The sequence below is a fragment of the Aquicoccus sp. SU-CL01552 genome (assembly GCF_040365005.1).
In the GTDB taxonomy this organism is placed as follows: Bacteria; Pseudomonadota; Alphaproteobacteria; order Rhodobacterales; family Rhodobacteraceae; genus Antarcticimicrobium.
In genome coordinates, this window is the sequence record NZ_BAABWV010000004.1 from 167,874 (window position 1) to 187,457 (window position 19,584).

18 protein-coding genes are annotated in these 19,584 nt (G+C 68.7%); 9 read left to right on the forward strand and 9 right to left on the reverse strand.

Translation table 11 applies throughout. The features are described from left to right. Together ABWV23_RS06515 and ABWV23_RS06520 are read right to left on the reverse strand one after the other, a co-directional pair. Entirely contained in the window at positions 1-1,047 is a 1,047-nt protein-coding gene (locus ABWV23_RS06515; protein WP_353346166.1) for an MBL fold metallo-hydrolase, read from the reverse strand. A gap of 3 nt (positions 1,048-1,050) precedes the next feature. Then, entirely contained in the window at positions 1,051-2,757 is a 1,707-nt protein-coding gene (locus tag ABWV23_RS06520; RefSeq protein WP_353346168.1) for an acyl-CoA dehydrogenase family protein, read from the reverse strand. Between the two features lie 130 nt (positions 2,758-2,887). Here ABWV23_RS06520 and ABWV23_RS06525 point away from each other — a divergent pair, with 130 nt between their 5' ends. After that, the gene (locus tag ABWV23_RS06525; RefSeq protein ID WP_353346405.1) at positions 2,888-3,835 is read left to right on the forward strand and encodes an L-threonylcarbamoyladenylate synthase; all 948 of its coding nucleotides are present in this window, start codon (positions 2,888-2,890) and stop codon (positions 3,833-3,835) included. Positions 3,836-3,842: 7 nt separating this feature from the next. Here ABWV23_RS06525 and ABWV23_RS06530 read toward each other — a convergent pair whose 3' ends face one another. Next, a complete protein-coding gene (locus tag ABWV23_RS06530; protein WP_353346170.1) occupies positions 3,843-4,400 on the reverse strand; it encodes a YqgE/AlgH family protein in 558 nt (185 codons plus the stop codon). 148 nt (positions 4,401-4,548) lie between these two features. Between ABWV23_RS06530 and ABWV23_RS06535 the strand changes: the two genes are divergently transcribed. Together ABWV23_RS06535 and ABWV23_RS06540 are read left to right on the forward strand one after the other, a co-directional pair. Further along, positions 4,549-5,352 (forward strand): protein-disulfide reductase DsbD domain-containing protein, encoded by an 804-nt coding sequence (locus ABWV23_RS06535; RefSeq protein ID WP_353346172.1) that lies wholly within the window; start codon positions 4,549-4,551, stop codon positions 5,350-5,352. 5 nt (positions 5,353-5,357) lie between these two features. Beyond that, the gene (locus ABWV23_RS06540; RefSeq protein ID WP_353346174.1) at positions 5,358-5,795 is read left to right on the forward strand and encodes an NUDIX hydrolase; all 438 of its coding nucleotides are present in this window, start codon (positions 5,358-5,360) and stop codon (positions 5,793-5,795) included. Here the strand turns inward: ABWV23_RS06540 and ABWV23_RS06545 are convergent. The 6 genes from ABWV23_RS06545 to ABWV23_RS06570 all read right to left on the reverse strand — a co-directional run bounded on the left by ABWV23_RS06545 (position 5,792) and on the right by ABWV23_RS06570 (position 13,456). Then, positions 5,792-9,199: an efflux RND transporter permease subunit gene (locus tag ABWV23_RS06545; RefSeq protein ID WP_353346176.1), complete on the reverse strand. Its 3,408-nt coding sequence runs from the start codon at positions 9,197-9,199 to the stop codon at positions 5,792-5,794. The genes ABWV23_RS06540 and ABWV23_RS06545 overlap by 4 nt on opposite strands. 3 nt (positions 9,200-9,202) lie before the next feature. After that, entirely contained in the window at positions 9,203-10,660 is a 1,458-nt protein-coding gene (locus ABWV23_RS06550; RefSeq protein ID WP_353346178.1) for an efflux RND transporter periplasmic adaptor subunit, read from the reverse strand. Between the two features lie 106 nt (positions 10,661-10,766). Next, the gene (gene moaB, locus ABWV23_RS06555) at positions 10,767-11,309 is read right to left on the reverse strand and encodes a molybdenum cofactor biosynthesis protein B (RefSeq protein ID WP_353346180.1); all 543 of its coding nucleotides are present in this window, start codon (positions 11,307-11,309) and stop codon (positions 10,767-10,769) included. Between the two features lie 149 nt (positions 11,310-11,458). Then, positions 11,459-12,076, reverse strand: coding sequence for a LysE family translocator (locus ABWV23_RS06560; protein ID WP_353346182.1), 618 nt, complete (start codon positions 12,074-12,076; stop codon positions 11,459-11,461). Beyond that, entirely contained in the window at positions 12,073-12,672 is a 600-nt protein-coding gene (locus ABWV23_RS06565) for a metallophosphoesterase family protein (RefSeq protein WP_353346184.1), read from the reverse strand. Before ABWV23_RS06565 ends, ABWV23_RS06560 begins: the two co-directional genes overlap by 4 nt. Before the next feature lie 10 nt (positions 12,673-12,682). Then, positions 12,683-13,456, reverse strand: a complete 774-nt coding sequence (locus ABWV23_RS06570; RefSeq protein WP_353346407.1) for a uracil-DNA glycosylase — start codon at positions 13,454-13,456, stop codon at positions 12,683-12,685. Between the two features lie 204 nt (positions 13,457-13,660). Between ABWV23_RS06570 and ABWV23_RS06575 the strand changes: the two genes are divergently transcribed. The 6 genes from ABWV23_RS06575 (at position 13,661) to plsY (ending at position 19,494) form a co-directional block, all read left to right on the forward strand. Next, the gene (locus ABWV23_RS06575) at positions 13,661-15,676 is read left to right on the forward strand and encodes a hypothetical protein (RefSeq protein ID WP_353346186.1); all 2,016 of its coding nucleotides are present in this window, start codon (positions 13,661-13,663) and stop codon (positions 15,674-15,676) included. 75 nt (positions 15,677-15,751) lie between these two features. Beyond that, entirely contained in the window at positions 15,752-16,693 is a 942-nt protein-coding gene (locus ABWV23_RS06580) for an aspartate carbamoyltransferase catalytic subunit (protein ID WP_353346188.1), read from the forward strand. Continuing rightward, on the forward strand, positions 16,690-17,226 hold the full coding sequence (locus ABWV23_RS06585; protein ID WP_353346190.1) for a hypothetical protein: 537 nt from the start codon (positions 16,690-16,692) through the stop codon (positions 17,224-17,226). Before ABWV23_RS06580 ends, ABWV23_RS06585 begins: the two co-directional genes overlap by 4 nt. Then, entirely contained in the window at positions 17,226-17,609 is a 384-nt protein-coding gene (locus ABWV23_RS06590; RefSeq protein WP_353346192.1) for a hypothetical protein, read from the forward strand. Before ABWV23_RS06585 ends, ABWV23_RS06590 begins: the two co-directional genes overlap by 1 nt. After that, positions 17,606-18,889: a dihydroorotase gene (gene pyrC / locus ABWV23_RS06595; RefSeq protein WP_353346194.1), complete on the forward strand. Its 1,284-nt coding sequence runs from the start codon at positions 17,606-17,608 to the stop codon at positions 18,887-18,889. Before ABWV23_RS06590 ends, pyrC begins: the two co-directional genes overlap by 4 nt. Next, positions 18,889-19,494 (forward strand): glycerol-3-phosphate 1-O-acyltransferase PlsY, encoded by a 606-nt coding sequence (gene plsY, locus ABWV23_RS06600; protein WP_353346196.1) that lies wholly within the window; start codon positions 18,889-18,891, stop codon positions 19,492-19,494. The genes pyrC and plsY overlap by 1 nt, the downstream gene beginning before the upstream one ends. The last annotated feature ends 90 nt before the right edge of the window (positions 19,495-19,584 follow it).

The window sequence follows — 19,584 nt, forward strand, 5'->3', positions numbered from 1 at the left end:
TCACTCCCTGCGTTGATAAAGCCAGGCGCCGTCCTCTCCCCTGGTCCGCGTCACCTGCCCGGTGTGATAGAGGTGATTGACATGGGCCACCGCCTCGACCAGCGCGAGCCCGTATTCGCCCTTGCCGATCGTGCGCTTGAACAGCGGCGCGAAACAGGCCGAGGCGGATTTCGGCGTATCCAGGTAATCCAGCAACCGCCGCAGCCCGCTGTGATGGTTCTCGATCAACTGGCGCATCCGCAAGGGCAGCCCGACAAAGGGCAGCTTGTGACCGCCCAGCGCGATCTGCTCCGGTCGGGCCAGGTGGCTCAGGCGTTCGCAGGCTTCCAGCCAGTCCGCCAGCGGATCGGCCTGTGGTTCGGTGGCATAGACCCCGATATTGGGGCTGATCGAGGACAGGATCTGATCCCCGGAGATCACCAGGTTGTCATCGCGGCTCCAGAACGTCGCGTGTTCCGGCGCATGGCCGTTACCCATGTGCACGTCCCAGTCGCGCCCGCCCATGCGGATCACGTCGCCCTGCTGGACACGGGTAAAGCCCAGCGGCATCGGCGCCACCATGTCTGAATAATTGAACGGACGCTCCGCGATCCGCTCGGCCAGGAGCTCCGGGTCCATGCCCGCCCCCTGGTAATAGGCTCGGGTCTCCTCCGGCATCGCGGTCTGCACGTCCAGCGTCAGCATCCGCGCGAACAGCCAGGCGGTGCGGGTGGTAACCAGTTCGGCGCCGTGCTCGGTCTGGAACCAGCCGGCCAGACCGATGTGATCAGGATGGTGATGGGTGACCACGACCCGACGCACCGGCTTGCCCGCCAGCGGACCGGAAAGCAGCGCGCCCCAGATATCGCGGGATTTGCCGGTGTCAAAGCCGGTGTCGATCACCGTCCAGCCGTCGCCATCGTCCAGCGCATAAACGTTGACGTGATCCAGCTTCATCGGCAGCGGCAGGCGCATCCACAGCACGCCCTCGGCGATCTCGATGGCCTTGCCCGGCTCCGGCGGGGTATCCCAGGGGTAGCGCAGGGTCAGGGTCGGGCCACCGTCCATTGCTCAGCCTCCCGCCAGATCGTCGATGCCCAGCGCATACAGCCCTTCGGCCCCGGCCCGGGCATGGGCCAGCAGCGCGGCGTGTTCCGGCAGCAACCGGTCGACGTAGAACCGTGCCAGCGCCATGCGCGGCCCGTCCTTGTCGGCCATCGCCGCGGACAGGTGGTAATGCCCGCCCAGCACCCGGGCGAAGGCCCGCAGGTAGGGCACCGCGCCGGCAAAGCGGTCGTTCATGTTGTCCTGCGAGACCAGCCACTCGGTGGCCTCGCGCAGGGTCTCGGCCGCCTGCCAGACCGGCTCGGCCAGTTCGGGCAGGGTGCCGCGGGCGTGCTCGGCCTGTTTCTGGATCTCTTCCAGCAGCCGGCAGGCCGCCTCGCCGCCATCCATCATCTTGCGCGCGACAAGGTCCATCGCCTGGATGCCGTTGGTGCCCTCGTAGATCGCGGTGACGCGCACGTCGCGGTAATACTGCGCCGCGCCGGTTTCTTCGATGAAGCCCATGCCGCCATGCACCTGCACGCCGGTTTCGGCCACGCGAATGCCGGTGTCGGTTCCGAACGCCTTGGCGATGGGGGTCAGCAGCGCGGCGCGCGCCGCCCAGTCGGCCTCGCCTGTGGCGGTCTGCATGTCGATCGCCACGGCGCAGGCCAGCAGGATCGCGCGAGAGGCAAAGAGATCCGCCTTCATCTCGAGCAGCATGCGGCGCACGTCGGCGTGATCCACGATGGTGCCCGAGGGCGTCTTGCCCTGCTTGCGCTCCAGCGCATAGGCCAGCGCGTGCTGATAGGCGCCCTCGGCAACCCCGACGCCCTGGCCGCCGACCCCGAGCCGGGCATTGTTCATCATGGTGAACATCGCCGCCATGCCGCCATGCTCCTTGCCGACCAGCCAGCCGGTGGCGCCGTCATACTGCATCACGCAGGTCGGCGAGCCGTGCAGCCCCATCTTGTGTTCGAGGCTGACCACCTTCAGCGAGTTGGCCACGCCCGGCTTGCCCGCCTCATCGGGCAGGAACTTCGGCACCAGGAACAGGCTGATCCCCTTGGTGCCCGGCACCCCGTCGGGCAGTCGTGCCAGCACCAGGTGGCAGATGTTCTCGGAAAAGTCATTGTCGCCCCAGGAGATGAAGATCTTCTGCCCGGTGATCGCATAGGTGCCGTCGCCGTTCGGCTCGGCCTTGGAACTCAGCGCACCCACGTCCGACCCCGCCTGCGGTTCGGTCAGGTTCATCGTGCCCGACCATTCGCCGCTGATCAGCTTGGGCAGGTAGAGCTCCTTGAGCGCGTCCGAGGCGTGGTGGTCCAGCGCCTCGATCTGGCCCTGGCTCATCAGCGGGGCCAGTTGCAGCGACAGGCAGGCCGCGCTCATCATCTCGTTGACCGAGGTGGTCAGCGCCATCGGCAGCCCCATGCCGCCATGCGCCTCGGGGGCGCTCATCCCGATCCAGCCGCCTTCGGAGATCGCCTTCCAGCCGTCGGCGAACCCGGGCGAGGTCCGCATCTTGCCGTTTTCCAGCCGTGCCGGGTGCAAATCGCCGTTGCGCTGCACCGGGGCCATCACCTCTTCGCACATCTTGCCGGCCTCGGTGAGGATCGCGCTCACCGTGTCGCCATCGGCCTCGGAGAACCGGTCGGTGGCCGACACCTGATCGTATCCCACCACGTGGCGGAACAGGAATTCATACTCGGAAACGGGGGCACGGTAGGGCATGGATGTCCTCTTGTCTGCGGGGCGCCGCCCGGTGGGCTTGGCTTTTTCAGGTGGCGCGTCTATGGGTCAACAGTCGACTGATACCTATCCGCACCCGCTTCACAAGCAACCAGAACGCCGCGTCATCGCCATGTCCCCCCATGAAACCCTGCACCTTGGCGCCAGCGCGCCGGACCTGCTCCGGGCGGCAAAAATGCTGGCGGACGGGCAGCTCGTCGCCTTCCCGACCGAGACAGTATACGGCCTCGGGGCCGATGCGCGCAACGGTCGGGCGGTGGCGGCGATCTATGCCGCCAAGGGACGACCCAGCTTCAACCCGCTGATCGTACACCTGGCCGATGCCGAGACCGCCCGCGCCCATGTGACGTGGAGCGACGCGGCACAGAAACTGGCCGATGCCTTCTGGCCCGGCCCGCTGACGCTGGTGCTGCCGCTGCGGCCCGGGCACGGGATATCCGATCTGGTCACCGCCGGGCTCGATACCTTGGCGGTGCGGGTGCCCGCGCATCCCACGGCGCGGGCGCTGCTGCGGGCATTCGACGGGCCGATCGCGGCCCCCTCGGCCAACCCCTCGGGCCGGATCAGCCCGACCACGGCAGCACATGTGCTGGCCGGCCTCGCGGGGCGTATCGCGGCGGTGGTCGATGACGGCCCCTGCGCGGTGGGGCTGGAATCCACCATCGTCGGACTGTCCGGTGCGCCCGCGCTGCTGCGCCCGGGCGGGGTGGCAGCCGAGGAGATCGAGGCGGTGCTGGGCACCGATCTGGTGCGAAACGCCCCCGGCGACGGGATCAGCGCGCCGGGGCAGCTTTTGTCGCATTACGCCCCCGCCGAGCGGGTGCGCCTGAACGCCGAGGCGCCGCACCCGGGAGAGCTGTTCCTCGGGTTCGGCCCGATGGACTGCGACCTGAACCTGTCCCCCTCGGGCGATCTGGAGGAGGCGGCGGCCGCCCTCTTCGGGCACCTGCACGCGCTCGATTCGCGGGCCAGACCGATCGCCGTGGCGCCGATTCCCGATCACGGGCTGGGCGCGGCGATCAACGACCGGCTGCGACGCGCGGCGGCCCCGCGCGACTAGCCGCGCCTCACGCCCGCCCGGCGCTGGCCGAAAGCGTCAGCGGATCGACCCCCAATGTCCTGAGCGCTGCCTCCCACTTCGCGTCATCCGGCTGGCCAAAGACCAGATCGGGATCCGCATCGGTGGTCAGCCAGCCGTTCATCGTGATCTCCGATTCGAGTTGCCCCGGCCCCCAGCCGGCATAGCCCAGCATCAACAACGCGCGCTCCGGCCCCTGCCCGGCGGCGAGATCCTCGAGGATGTCCAGTGTCGCGGTCATGCTGAAGCCGGGCGACACCTTCATCGAATGCAGGTTGGCGTCGTAACCGTCTGAATGCAGGACAAAGCCGCGCGCGGTCTCGACCGGGCCGCCAAAATGTACCGGCATCCGGCCCCGCTCGGGCCGGTCGGGCTTGATATCCAACTGCTTCAGGAGGTCGGACAGGTGCACGTCCCCGGCCGGCTTGTTCACGATCAGGCCCATCGCCCCGTCGTCGCTGTAGCTGCACAGGAACACCACCGACCGCTCAAAGCGCGGATCGCCCATTTCAGGCATCGCGATCAGGAGTTTCCCGGTCAGGTCCATGGCGTTGTGCTCCGGTTCGGTGGTCTTGCAATTTCAACATGACCCCCGTGCGCTCCGGGCGCAAGACCGGGGCGGCAAAGCGGCGCATTCGGGCGCATTGACGCGCTCGTGACTTGGCAAGTGCGGCCCGAGCCGCCATTTAGGATGCATGTTGAAAATTGCCTCGCTCCTGATTGCCGGCCTTGCCCTCGCCACCCCCGCGCAGGCGGGAAACGCCCTTGAGAACCTTGTACGGATCGAGGTTCTGGATGGCGGGCCGACTGCGCGGGGCACCCATCTGGCCGCGCTGCGCCTGACCCTTGCCGACGGCTGGAAGACCTATTGGCGCGCCCCGGGCGAGGCCGGGATTCCCCCCAGCTTCGACTGGCGCGGCTCGCGCAACCTGCGCGACGTGGCGATCACATGGCCTGCGCCCGAGGTCTTCGACACCAACGGCCTGCGCACCATCGGCTACAAGCACCAACTCGTGCTGCCGATCGAGGTGACCCCCTCCGGTGACGACTCGGCGATGCGGCTGCGCGGGCGGATCGAGTTCGGCTTGTGCAGCGATGTCTGCATTCCCGGCGCGCTCGACTTCGACGGCGCCCTCGACCCGCAGGCCGGGCGCAACCCCGCCATTGCCGCCGCGCTGGCGCAGCGACCCTATTCCGCCGCCGAGGCCGGGGTGACATCCGCCACCTGCCGCCTCACGCCCAGCGCCGACGGGCTGCGCGTCGAGGCCCGGATCACGATGCCATCGGCTGGCGGCACGGAAATCGCCGTGATCGAGCCGGGCGCGCCCGGCATCTGGGCCGCCGAGACCGAGACCCGGCGCAGCGGCGACACGCTGATCGCCGTCACCGATTTGGAGAACGAGACCGGCGGCGCCTTTGCGCTGACCCGCTCGGCCCTCCGCATCACTGTTCTCGGCACCGCACACGCGGTGGACATCCGCGGCTGCGACGCCGGCTGATCGGAATGACCGCAACGCCCCGCCTTGGTGCCATCGCGGTTCTGGTTGACGGTGACCGGGTCCTTTTGGCGCAGCGCGGCAAATCCCCCGACAGGGGGCTCTGGGGGTTTCCCGGCGGCCACGTGGAGCCCGGCGAAACCGCGCTGGAGGCCGCCCGACGCGAGTTGTTCGAGGAAACCGGGGTGCAAGCGCGGCCGGTCGAGTACCTGACAAACGTCGACGTGATCCGCCACGATACCGACGGCCGGGTCGTGGTGCATTACCTGCTGGCCGCCGTCCTCTGCGCCGATCCGCTTGGCACGCCGCGGGCCGATGACGATGCCCAGGACGCGGCCTGGGTCCCGGTGGACCAAGTGCGGTCCGGCGCGCTGCCGATGAGCGCGCGGGTGGCGGACGTGATGGAGCTTGCCTTGCTGCGCCGCCGCGCCCTGCTGTCTCGTTAAGCCGCGCGGGAGGCCCGTCGCGCCGCGCGCGCAAAGACCATCGCCGAGACCAGGTAGACCGCCAGCACGATAACCGCGGCCCCGGCAACGAAGATGACCAGCGCCGCCGGCATCGCGTCAAGCCCGGCCAGTATCGGCAACGTACCGACAAGCACGGAGGGCAAGGCGCCCAGCGCCAGCGCCCAGCCCAGCGTCACTCCGCCCCACGCCAGCAGCAGCGCGGCGGTCGCCACCACCGCGCCACGCAGCGCCCGGTTGGGATTGCGCAGCGCCCGGCGCAACGCCGTCAGCGGCCGCGACACGTCCTGTTGCATCGCCACCAGCGCCGGCACCACCAGCAACACGATCACCACCCCGAAGCCCAGCCCGTAGACCAGCGTGATCACCGTGGGCTTGAGGAATTGTGCCTGCTGCGATTTCTCGTAAAGCAGCGGCGCCAGCCCCAGAACCGTGGTCAATGTCGTCAGCAGAACCGGCCGCAGCCGGTCGGCGGCGGCGTCGATGATCGAGGGGATCAGCCCGCGGTCCTCCGCGTATTGGTCGATGGTGCTGACCAGCACAATGGAGTCGTTGATGATGATCCCGGTCATGCCCAACAGGCCCACCACCGTGAACATGCTCAGCGGCACCTCCCAGATGTAATGCCCCCATATGGTGCCGATCAGGCCGAAGGGGATCACCGCCATCACCACCATTGGCCGGGTCCAGCTGGCAAACACCCAGGCCAGCACCAGGTAGATGCCGGTCAGGCACAGGATCAGGCCAGTGCGCGCGTCGGAGAGGAACTCGCTCTCCTGCTCGCTCAGGCCGGACAGGGTCCACTCCACCTGCCGCTCGCTGGCGATCCTGGGCAGGATCTCTTCCTTGAGTTGCTCCTGGATCTCGCTGGCACGGGTCGGGTCGTCCTCGGAGATGTCGCCAGTCACGCTGATCACCCGCAGCCCGTTCTCGCGCCGCACGGTCGAGAACCCGGTGCGCTGTTCGACGCTGACGATATCGGCCAGAGGCACGTAGAAACCGCCGGGCGTGCGCAACTGGGTGCGTTCGAGGAAATCGGCGGTCAGTTCGTTCTCGGGCAGTTCGACGCGGATCGCCGCGCTGCGCGGCCCGTCGGGATAGGTCGCCGCCTCGATCCCGTTCAGCCGGTTGCGCAGGACCCGCCCCAGCGCGTCGATGGTGATGCCCAGTGCCTGTCCCTGCGCTGTGAGATCGAGGATCACCTCCTCCTTGTCATAGGCAAGGTTGTCCTCGACCGCCGAAACCTCCGGGTAGCGCAACAGAGCCGCCTGCAGATCCTGGCTCGCAGCCTTGAGGGTTTGTACATCCGCACCGTAGAATTGTACGTCCAGCGCATCGCCGCCGGGGCCGGAGCGCCAGCCGCGAAAGCTGACCGTTTCAGCCAGCGGATGACGGCGCACCGCATCCTGAAGCTCGGCGATGAAGGCAAAGCTGGAATAGGGCCGCAGATCGGCGTCGATCAACTCGATCGAGATCCCGCCCAGCAAGTCGGTGTCCTTGGTATCCACCCCGGCCAGACCGCGCCCGGCGTTGCCGCCGATCTCGGCCATGACGTAATCGAGCGGGTTGCGGCCGTGGCGTTCCTCGTATTGCTTGCCCAGGTCCTCGGTGGCGCGCTGCATCTCGCGCATCATCGCCAGGGTATCGGCGCGGGTCGCGCCCTCGACCATGGCGAAGTTGCCGGTGACCGAGCCACGCTCCGGCGCGTTGAAGAACCGCCACTGCACATCGCCCCGGATGAACAGCGCCAGTTGGCTCGCCAGCACCGCGATCACCCCGGCCACCACGACGTAGCGGCCCCGCACCACCGCGGCCATCACAGGGCGGAACAGGTGGTCGCGCACCCAGCGAAAGCCCCGGTTCACCACCCGGTTCGGCAAGTCGTACCAATGCTCTTTCGCGGAATGGGCGATGGCATGGGACATGTGGTTGGGCAGGATCAGGAAACATTCCACCAGTGAAGCCAGCAGAACGACAATCACGGTAAAGGGGACATCCTTGATCAAGTCGCCGAACCGTCCGCCGATGGCGGTGAGGCCGAAAAAGGCAATCACCGTGGTCATCGTCGCGGCCAGCACCGGCATTGCCATCCGCCGCGCCGCGTTCTCGGCCGCCGCGACCGGATGCTCGCCCAGCCGCCGGGCGCGGAAATCGGCATGCTCGCCCACCACGATGGCGTCGTCCACCACGATGCCAAGGGTGATGATCAGGCCGAACAAGCTGATCATGTTGATGGTCAGGCCAAAGGCATACATCAGCGCGATGGCAGCGAACATCGAGGCCGGGATGCCGGCCGCCACCCAGAAGGCGATGCGCGCGTTCAGGAACAGGAACAGCAGCGCCACCACCAGCACCAGCCCCATCAGCCCGTTGTCCAGAAGGATGTTCAGCCGCCCCGAGATCGCCTCGGCGCGGGTGCGGATCAGCTCGACCGTCACCCCCTGCGGCAGGCTCAGCTGCATTTCGGCGGCGACGTCCTCGACCTGGTGCTGGATCTTGATCGCGTCGCCTCGGTCGGACCGGTCGACCCGCACCGACATGGCCGGGTTCTCGCCGACGAAATAGGCGCGCTCGCGGTCCGCCCCCTCGACCCGGATCGCGGCGACATCGCCGATGGTCAGTTTCGAGCCGTCAGGGTTGGAACGCAACACGATCCCGGCGATATCCTCGGCGGTCCGCTTTTCGCTGCCGGTTCGCACGCGAGCATTGGCGCCGGTGACGTCGCCCGCCGGGTCCGTCGCGACCTCGGCGGCGACGGCGGCGGCGACCTCGGCCATCGTAATGTCATGTTCGATCAGCGCCCGCGAGGGCACCTCGAGCACGGTTTCGGGGGCGGCAACGCCGCGAATGGTGGTCCGGGTCACACCGACGGCGAACAGCCGCGTGACAAGCTCGTCGGCGAACAGGCCCAGCTGCTCGGGCGCGACCGGTCCGGTGATCACCACATCGGTGACGCGGTCGCGCCAAGCGCCACGGCGCACGGTCGGCTCCTCGGCCTCTTCGGGCAGGGTGGTGATCGCATCGACCGCCGATTGCACGTCATCGGCGGCGCGGGCCATGTCCCAGCCCGGTTCGAACTCGATCGAAATGCTCGCCAGCCCCTCGCGCGAGACCGAGGCGGTGCTTTCGACCCCGTCCACGGCTAGCAGGGAGGGTTCCAGCACCTGGACGATGGCGCCGTCGACATCCTCGGGGCCGGCCCCCTCCCATTCGACGCCGACGCTGACGGTATCAACGATCACGTCGGGAAAGAACTGCGCCCGCATGTTGGGAATCGCCGCCGCGCCCAGCACCAGCAGGATCACCAGCAGCAGGTTGGCAACGGTCTTGTGGCGGGTGAAATAGCTGAGCAGCCCCCCCGCCGGGCGCGGAAGATCGCGCAACACGGCTTAGCCCCCCATCCGGGATTCGATGCGCTCGACCAGTTGCGCGGGCACCCGGTCGCCGCCCAGCTGGGCCAGCACCCGGGCCTTGACCTCATCCGGCATCCGGTTGTTGGCCTCGACGAAGGCGACCAGCCGCGCACGGCGTTCCGCGCTGAGTTCCAGCAAGCTCGCCTCGGGCGGTTCGTCCTGCGCCTCTTCGCGCAGCGGGCGCACCCGGATTCCCGCCCCGAGCAGCGGCGTGCGCCCGATCACCACCTCGCGCCCGGCCAGGCCGGCGCCGCGCAACAGCACCTCGTCACCCTGGCGCCGCACCAACTGAACCGGCAGCGCCTCGAGCCGATCCTCGGCCCCCAGCACCAGCACCGTGCCCGAGGCGTCCAGCGCCGAGGCCGGCAGGCGCGCGACCCGCTCCACCGGCGGCTCCTCGACCGCCACGGTGACGAAATCGCCCGGCTTGAACCCCGGCGCATCACCCAGCCGGGCATAGATCATGCGCCCGGTCTGCCCGTCGCCGGCGGCGGCGCTATCGCGGCTGATCTGCCCGGACGCGCGCAAGGCCGCGCCACTGACATCCAGCGTCGCGGTGACCGGGGCCGTTGTCAGGTCGCCCATCTCATCCAGCAGCCGGGCGTATTGCGCGGTCGAGACGCGAAAGGCGACCTCGAGCGCATCGGGGTCAATCAGTTCGGCCAGTTTCTCGTTGGCCGAGACCAGCCGCCCCTCGACCAGGGTCACGTTGGACAGCGTGCCGTCGAAAGAGGCGGTGATCGTGGTGTCGGCCAGCGCCCGTTCGGAATCGGCCAGCGCGATGCGCATCCGCGCCAGCCGCGTCGCGGCCTGATCGACCCGCGCCTCGGCCTGGGCGACGGCCTGTCGCCGGGCCAGCACCACCTGCCGCGCGGCGGCCAGTGCCAGTTCGGCGGCCTCTACCGTCGCGGCGGTGCCGACGCCGCGCTCCTGCAGGTTCGTCTGCCGCTGAAAGGCGCGGTTGCGCAGATCCTCCTGGTCGCGGGCGGCGGACAACTCATCGCGCGCCAGGGTCAGGGCGCGGGCGGCGTCACGCTGTTCGGCCTCGGCATCAAGCAGGTCGCTCCGCGCCCGGTCCAGAGCCGATTGCGCATCGGCCGGGTCGATCCGCACAAGGTCTTGCCCGGCGGTGACATTGCCGCCGTCCTCGAACCCCTCGGCCAGCCAGATCACCCGCCCGCCAACGGCGGCGCGCAACTCCAGCGTGCGGCGGCTGAGCACCTGTCCGAAGGCAGGCAGCACCGGGGTGACGGTTTCCATCCGGGCGGTACGCACGTTGACCGCGAACACCCGTTCGCGGGCCTGTTGCGGCCGGGGATCCTCGGCCATGCGGCTCTGCACCGCGCCGAACACCAGCTGGCCGGCATAGACCAGCAGCGCCAGCATCAGCGAGGCCAGAAACAGCCCGGTCAGGCTTTGCCGCAAAAACCGCATCGTCAAATCTCCCAGGCCCGCAACAGGACGCCGTGATACAAACTAGCCGCAGCGCAAAAAATGCCAAGATGCGCAGGGTACCCGGGAGGTTATACGCCGCAGAAAGTTACTTCCGGCGCTGGTTTTCGGTCAGACGCGGAAAAATCTCGACAAAGTTGCAGGGTTGATGGCGGTAATCGAGCTGCAGCGACAGGATTTCGTCCCAGCCATCCTTGCAGGCCCCCGGGCTGCCGGGCAGCGCGAACAGATAGGTGCCGCCCGCGACCCCGCCGGTGGCGCGCGACTGCACCGCGCTGGTGCCGATCTTTTTCATCGAGACGATGGTGAAGACGGTGCCAAAGGCCTCGATCTCCTTTTCATAGACATCGCGGTGCGCTTCGACCGTCACGTCCCGCCCGGTCAGCCCGGTGCCGCCGGTCGAGATCACCACGTCGATCTCCGGGTCTGCGACCCAGGCCCGAAGCTGCGCGGCGATCTCGTCGCGCTCGTCGGGCAGGAGTTTCCGGTCGGCAAGGGTATGGCCCGCCCCGGTGATGCGGTCGGCCAGCACCTGGCCGGAGCGGTCCTCGTCCAGCGCGCGGCTGTCCGAGACGGTCAGCACGGCGATGCGGACCGGGATGAAATCCTTGGTGTCGTCGATGCGCGACATGGCGTTCACGTCCTCTCAAAAATGGTGTGGCGCAGGGCCAGCGCCGCGACTATGCCGCCGGAAACGCACCCGGGCCAGAGCCGCCCCTGCGGAGAGACGAAAAGCCGCTGTCCCGCCAGCACGGACAGCCCGACACGCAGCGGGGTCAGTCACGCCCGCCCCCCGATCAGCATCCGTGCGGCCAGCGCGCCGAACACCCCCGCCGTGAGCCAGCGCAACAGCCGCCCCAGCCCCGGGCTCTGCATCAGAAGCGGGGCAAACCGCCCGGCAAAGGCACCGACGGTGGCATTTACCGCGAAACCGGAGGCCGCGAGGATCGCCCCGAGGATCAGGAACTGCGCCAGAACCGGCCCGGCCGGATCGATGAATTGCGGCAGTAGGGCAAAGACGAATCCCGCGCCCTTGGGGCTGGTGATCCCGACCAGGAGACTGCCGCCGAAGGTTCGCCCGGCGCCGGACCGGGCGGCCTCGGGCGCCGCCACGTCGCCGCGCAGCGCGCGCCATGCCAACCACAGCAGGTAACCCGCCCCGATCCAGCGAACCAGGGGAAAGGCACCCGGGGCCGCCTCGGTGACCGAGGCCAGCCCCAGCGCCATCAGGGTCACGCCGATCAGCGGCCCCGGCACCAAGCCGGCGGCGGCCAGCACCCCGGCGCAGCGTCCGCCGCGCAATCCCTGGCCGAGACAGAACATCATCTCGGGGCCGGGGCTGAGCGCCAGGACCAGCGCGGCGGGGACGAAGGCCAGCAGCGTGAGCGGGTCAATCATGGCGCGATATCGAACCAGGTGCCCTCTGGGCCGAGGTTGACCACTTCGGAGGCGCCGATATGGCCGCGCTCGCCCCAGCAGTCGTGGATATGACCGCACAGCACCAGCGGCGGCGCGATGCGCGTGATGGCGGCCCGGACCGCCTCCGAGCCCACTGACAGTCCCTGAGAGGTGCGGTCGGCCACGCCCTTGGGCGGGGAATGGGTAATCAGGATGTCGACGGCCTCGCAGGGGGCCAGCAGGGTGGCGGCCTCTTCCTCCGTCAGGTTCCAGGACCATTCGCCGAAGGGGGGCGCCGGCACCCCGCCGCCCAGGCCGAAGAAGGTCACCCCTTCGACCTCTGCCGCCTCTGCGTGCAGAACGGTGGTCCCGGGCAGGGCCGCGGCCCGCAACTCATCGGCGCTTTCGGCGTTGCCCGGCACCAGCACCATCGGCGCGGTGATCCCCGACAACATCTCCATTGCCTGATCAAGCCCCTGCCGCATGTTGCAGAAATCCCCGGCCCCGACCACCAGGTCGGCGTCAACGCTCGCCTCGACCAGCCCGCGTGCCGCCCGCCGGGCCAGGTGCAGGTCGGAAAATGCCAGTATCTTCATCCGTCTTCTCTCATCTCAACTTGGCCTGAAGCGCCAGCAGATCGGCCCAGGCCTCGCGCTTGGCCGCCGGATGGCGCAACAGATAGGCGGGATGGAACATCGGCAGCACCGGCTTGTCCAGCGCCTGAACCCAATGGCCGCGCAGCCGGGTGATGCCGCGTTTGCCCAGCACCGCCTGGCAACTGATGTTGCCCATCAGCACGATCACCTTGGGGTCGGCCAGCGCCACGTGCCGGTCGAGGAACGGCTTGAGCATGGCGATCTCGTCCGGGCGCGGCTCGCGGTTCTGCGGCGGACGCCAGGGCAGCACGTTGGTGATATGGACGTTCTCTTGCCGCGACATCCCGATCGCCGCCAGCATCCGGTCGAGCAATTGCCCGGCGCGACCGACAAAGGGGCGCCCCTCGCGGTCCTCTTCCCGGCCCGGTGCCTCGCCGATGATCATCACCGGCGCGCCCGGCGTGCCATCTGAAAAGACCAGGTTGCGCGCGCCCTTCTTCAGCTCGCAATGCTCGAACGCCGCCATCGCCTCGCGCAACTCTTCCAGCGTCCGGGCCGCCGAGGCCGCGGCGCTGGCAACGGCGACCGGATCGACCTGACGGGCGACGACCGGGCCCGGCGGAGCCTCCGCAACGGGGATGGCGGCCTGACGGGCCTTCGCGCGCAGCCGATCGGGAAGATCATAGCGGTTGATCGGCGCGTCACCGATGGCATCTGTCACGCCCAGTTCCACCTGCCACTCCAGCAGGGCACGGGCCGTATGATAGTCGATCTGCGATTCCATGGCGCCGACCCTAGCGCCGAAACCGATGCCGAAAAAGCGCATAGCGCAGGGCCATTTCCGCCATTCCGGCTAAAAAATCCTTGTGCGGGGGCCGATTGGCGCCAAGCATGACTGGTAACAATATCGGGAGGACGGACCATGCAGACCTCGCGGCGCAGCCGGCGATCCATTTTTTGCACCTTCCTGTTCTCCCTCGCTTCGCTGATGCTTCTGACATTCGGGCTGGCCGCACCCCTGCGTGCGGACCCGACCGGCCCGATCCTGCAACGGCTCTTTGACCTTGCCGGCAGCGTCGCGTTTGATCAGGCCGAGACCGCCCGCGCCGCGCCGGACATCCCCGCCGTAACGCCGGAAACCGGCCCGATTCGGCAACGGCTGTCTCGCCTTGCCGCCGCACAGGCCGTCGAGCCCCGGGTCATTCCACGCATCGACCCGGACCGCAGCGCCGCGCCGACGGAACTGGTGGCGACCGACCCGGTCGCCCTGTTGCCGCCGATGCCGGGCGACACCGGCACCGCGCGACTGTTGCAGGTCTCGGACGGCGGCTATCACTTCGACTGCCCGCCCGGCACCGGCTATTGCGGTGGCGGAACCTATTGCTGTCCGCACGGATGGGGCTGCGCGCGGGACCGGGAATTCTGCATTGCGCCCGGCGATACCTATTGCGGCGGTGGCCGCAGCTGCAGGAGCGGTTTCAGATGCTCGCGCGGGGGCGGCTGCGTGCCCAACGGCAAGGTCGATTGCGGCCGTGGCCGCTGGTGCAACCCCGGCTCTTATTGCCTGAGGGGCAACCGCTGTTCCGCGGTCGGCGCCACCAAGTGCCGCGACGGATCGATCTGCAACCCGGGAAACAAATGCGCCTCGGGCGGCGGCTGCGTCCCGAACAACGTGCGGGACTGCGGCAGCGGCTCCTACTGCAAGCCGGGGGCCTATTGCCTGAGCGGCGGCGGATGTTCGCAGATCGGCGCGGTGAAATGCTCCAGCGGCAGCATCTGCAACCCCGGCTATACCTGTTCGCGCGGGCGCGGCTGCGTACCGGTCGGCGCAGATGACTGCGGCAACGGTGTCTTTTGCAAGGCCGGCACCTATTGCCTGGGCAACCGCAAATGCTCGGCCCCCGGATCGACCAAGTGTTCCAGCGGCGATATCTGCCCCCCATCACAGAAATGCTCCAAGGGCGGCGGCTGCATTCAAAGGGACCGTGTGGATTGCGGCTATGGCAAGAGCTGCCCGCCGCGCAGCTATTGCCTGGCCGGCGGGAAATGCTCCAAACCCGGTGCGGTGAAATGCAACAGCGGTGCGATCTGCCCGCCCGACACCATCTGCCTGCCGGGCAAGAAATGCTCGCCCCCCGGGCACAAGCTCTGCGAGGGCGGCACCTCCTGCCCCAAGGGAACATTCTGCCTCAAGGGCGGGCGGTGTTCCGAGCCTGGGGCGGAACAATGCGACGACGGCAAGATCTGCCCGCCCAGCCGACAGTGCATCCCCGGCGGCGGCTGCGCGCCCGAGGGCCACAAGGTCTGTGCCAGCGGAACCACCTGCCCGAAGGACACCATCTGCCTGAAAGGCGGCAAGTGTTCGTCGCCCGGGGCCACGCTCTGCGACGACAACAAGGTCTGCGCGCCGGGCCGGCTGTGCCTGCCGGGCGGCGGTTGTTCCGAACCGGGGGCCCGGAAATGCACGGGCGGCCAGATCTGCGGCAAGGACGAGATCTGCCTCAAGGGCGGCAAATGCTCAGTCCCCGGCGCCACGCTCTGCGAGAGTAACAGCGTCTGCGCGCCGGGCCGCGAATGCCTGCCCGATGGCGGCTGTGCGCCCGAGGGGCACAAGGTCTGCGCCAGCGGTCACACCTGCCCCGGGGACACCGTCTGCCTGAGCGGCGGGCGCTGCTCGGACCCCGGTGCAGTGCTATGCGAGGATGGCGGCGTCTGCCCGCCGCGCACGCTGTGCCTGCCGGACAACAAGTGCTCGAAACCCGACATGAAGCTCTGCAAGGGCGGACAGGTCTGCCCCAGGGACTCGATCTGCCTGCAGGACGGCGAATGCTCGGAGATCGGCGCCAAGCTTTGCGACGGCGGACTGGTCTGCGACCCGGACGAGGAGTGTGGCGGCGACGACCACTGTTACCCGACCGGCAAGACCTATTGCGGCGGGGGCTACTGGTGCGACGCGGATCAGGAATGCCGGCCCGATCACAAATGCGGACCGAAACAGGAGTAGGGCCACGCGCGATGTTGCCCCGCGCGCCACGGCTTTCTATAAGCGGGCGACCAGCCTAGACGGAGCGTCGCCCGCATGTCATTCGCCCATCGCCACCTTCTCGGGATCGAACCGATCAGCCCGCAGGATATCACCGCGATCCTGGACCTGGCCGAAACCTACGTCACCCTGAACCGGCAGGCGGACAAACGTGCCGACGTGCTGGCCGGGCTGACCCAGATCAACATGTTCTTCGAGAATTCCACCCGCACCCAGGCCAGTTTCGAACTGGCCGGCAAGCGGCTTGGCGCGGACGTGATGAACATGGCGATGCAAGCCAGCTCGATCAAGAAGGGCGAGACCCTGATCGACACCGCGATGACGCTGAACGCGATGCATCCCGACCTGCTGGTGGTGCGTCACCCGCATTCCGGCGCCGTCGACCTGCTGGCGCAAAAGGTCAACTGCGCGGTGCTGAACGCGGGCGACGGGCGCCACGAGCACCCGACCCAGGCGCTGCTCGATGCGCTGACGATCCGGCGCGCCAAGGGGCGGCTGCACCGGCTGAACATCGCCATTTGCGGCGACATCGCGCACAGCCGCGTGGCCCGCTCGAACATCCTGTTGCTGGGCAAGATGGAAAACCGCATTCGCCTGATCGGGCCGCCGACGCTGATGCCCTCGGGCATTGCCGAGTTCGGGGTCGAGGTCTTTGACGACATGCGCGAGGGGCTGCGCGACGTCGACGTGGTGATGATGCTGCGGCTGCAAAAGGAACGGATGGACGGCGGCTTCATCCCGTCGGAACGCGAGTATTACCACCGTTACGGGCTGGACGCCGAAAAGCTGGCGCTGGCCAAGCCGGACGCCATCGTGATGCACCCCGGCCCGATGAACCGGGGCGTCGAGATCGACGGCACGCTGGCCGACGATATCAACCGCTCGGTGATCCAGGACCAGGTCGAGATGGGCGTGGCGGTCCGCATGGCGGCGATGGAGCTATTGGCGCGCACCGCCTTGGCGGGGGCAGCGGCATGAGCGACGACGCCCTGATCGTGCCCGAGGGAGAGCATGGGCGCATCCGCGTCTTTGCCCTCGACATGCGGCCCGAACAGGCCGCCTTCCTGCGCGAACCGGGCGCCGTCGACCAGGTGCTGGGGCTGGCCGGACTGGACCCGGCGCAGATCGACGTGATCCGCATCGCCGACCTCGAGGATCTTGGGCTGGCCGGCTACCTGACCGAGGGCTGCGGTCTGCCCGAGGCGCAGATCGCGCCCGACCGCGAGATGCTGGCGGCGTTGGAAGGGCATGTCATCGTGCTGCGCAGCCGGGCCTTTGGCGGACAGGCGGCGGTGATCGCGCCGGAGCCGGAGGTGCGGCTGGTCGCCACCTATGACGAGCCGGACAGCGACTGGTCGGCACAGCCGCTGCGCAGTGACAGCGCCCTGCCCTATTCCGCCCCGCGGCAATCGCCCCGGGCGACACGGGACCGGGCACGGCGCATCGGCGGCAGCCTGTTCGCGGTGGTGATGGTGCTGATCGCGCTACTGGTCTGGGCGGTGGTGTTCTGATGGCGGCGCTGCGTTTCCCCCCCGACCGGGGTGCCTACATCCGCACAAACGCCTGGCTGGCGGCCGCGGCCATGGCCGGGGCGATGGCGCTGCTCTGGGTGATGGGGAACGCCCATGTCTGGACCGGCGCGGTGGCCGGGCTGGCGGCGATCGGGTTGCGGGCGTGGTATCTGGCGTCGGAGGAGCTGGCGGTCGTCTGGGAAGTGGACGGCGCGGCGCTGATCGGTCCCGGCGGGCGGCGGGTGCCGCTGAGCGAAATCGAAACCGTACGAAAGATGGGCAGTTTCGTACAAGTCATCACCAGGGGCGGCGACAAGCACCTGATCAAGTACCAGGCCGACCCCGCAGCGACGGCGGCGGCAATCGAGAGGGCGGCGGCATGAGCGATCTTCTTTTCACCAATGCCCGGCTGATCGACCCCGAGGCGGGCACCGACGAACCGGGCGCCCTGCTGGTGCGCGACGGTCGGATCGTGGACCACGGGCAGGAGGTCGGCCTGCCCGGCGAAGATGTCACCGTCGTCGATTGCAATGGCAAATGCCTGGCCCCCGGCATCGTCGACCTGGGCGTCAAGGTCTGCGAACCGGGCGAGCGGCACAAGGAAAGCTATCGCAGCGCCGGACGGGCGGCGGCGGCGGGCGGGGTGACCACCATCGTCACCCGCCCCGACACCGCCCCGGCAATCGACAGCCCCGAGACGCTGGAATTCGTCACCCGCCGGGCGCAGGAGGATTCGCCGGTGCGGGTGGTGCCGATGGCGGCGCTGACCAAGGGGCGCGCCGGGCAGGAGATGACCGAGATCGGGTTCCTGATGGATGCCGGCGCGGTGGCCTTTTCCGATTGCGATCACGTGGTCGCCAACACCAAGGTGCTGTCGCGCGCACTGAGCTATGCCGGGGCGCTGGGTGCACTGGTGATCGGCCACCCGCAGGACCCGGGGCTGAGCAAGGGGGCGGCGGCCACCAGCGGCAAGTTCGCCAGCCTGCGCGGATTGCCCGCCGTGTCGCAGATGGCCGAGCGGATGGGGCTCGACCGCGATATCGCCCTGCTGGAGATGACCGGGGCGCGCTATCACGCCGACCAGATCACCACCGCCCGCGCCCTGCCGGCGCTGGCGCGGGCCAAGGCCAACGGGCTGGACATCACCGCCGGGGTCGGCATCCACCACCTGACGCTGAACGAGTTCGACGTCGCTGATTACCGCACCTTCTTCAAGCTCAAGCCGCCGCTGCGGTCCGAGGACGACCGGACCGCGGTGATCGAGGCGGTGCGCAGCGGGCTGATCGACGTGATCTGCTCGATGCACACGCCACAGGACGAGGAGAGCAAGCGGCTGCCGTTCGAGGAGGCGGCGAGCGGCGCGGTGGGGCTGGAAACCCTGCTGCCGGCGGCGATGCGGCTGTATCATGCCGGCGCGCTGGACCTGCCGACCCTGTTCCGCGCCATGAGCCTGAACCCGGCGAAACGGCTGGGGCTGGAGGCCGGGCGGCTGGACACAGGGGCACCCGCCGACCTGGTGCTGTTCGATCCCGACGCGCCCTTCGTGCTGGATCGCTTCACGCTGCGGTCGAAATCCAAGAACACGCCGTTCGACGGCGGTCGCATGCAGGGCCGCGTTCTGGCCACCTATGTGGGTGGCGCACCCGTCTATCGGAGGGACTGATGCCCGAGATCACATCCACCGCCGCGACGCTGATCCTCTGGGCCGTGATCGGATACGGGCTGGGATCGATCCCCTTCGGCATGGTGCTGGCCCGGATCATGGGGCTGGGCAACCTGCGCGAGATCGGCTCGGGCAATATCGGCGCCACCAACGTGCTGCGCACCGGCAACAAGCTGGCCGCCGCGCTGACCCTGCTGCTGGATGGAGCCAAGGGGGCGGCGGCGGTGCTGTTGGCGCGGGCCTTTGTCCCCGAGGACGCGGTGATGCTGGCCGGCTTCGCGGCCTTTGTCGGCCATTGCTACCCGGTCTGGCTGGGGTTCCGGGGCGGCAAGGGCGTGGCGACCTTCCTCGGGCTGTGGCTGGCGCTGGCCTGGCCGGTGGGGCTGGCCTGCTGCGGCACATGGGCCATCGCGGCGGCGATCAGCCGGGTCTCCTCGGTGGGGGCGCTGGCGGCGGCGGCGGCGTCGAGCATCTGGGCGGTGCTGCTGGGATACGGCAACACCTTCGTTATGGCGGCGGTGCTGACGCTGCTGGTCTACTGGCGCCACCGCGAGAACATCGCGCGCATCCGCGCCGGGACCGAAAGCAAGATCGGACAGAAGTAGCGACGACGGCGGTCGAACTGCCACCCGTTCAGCCCCCCCTCTGCATCCTGATTACCCGTTCCAGATCTTTTTGGCGCGCGTTCAGCGCCC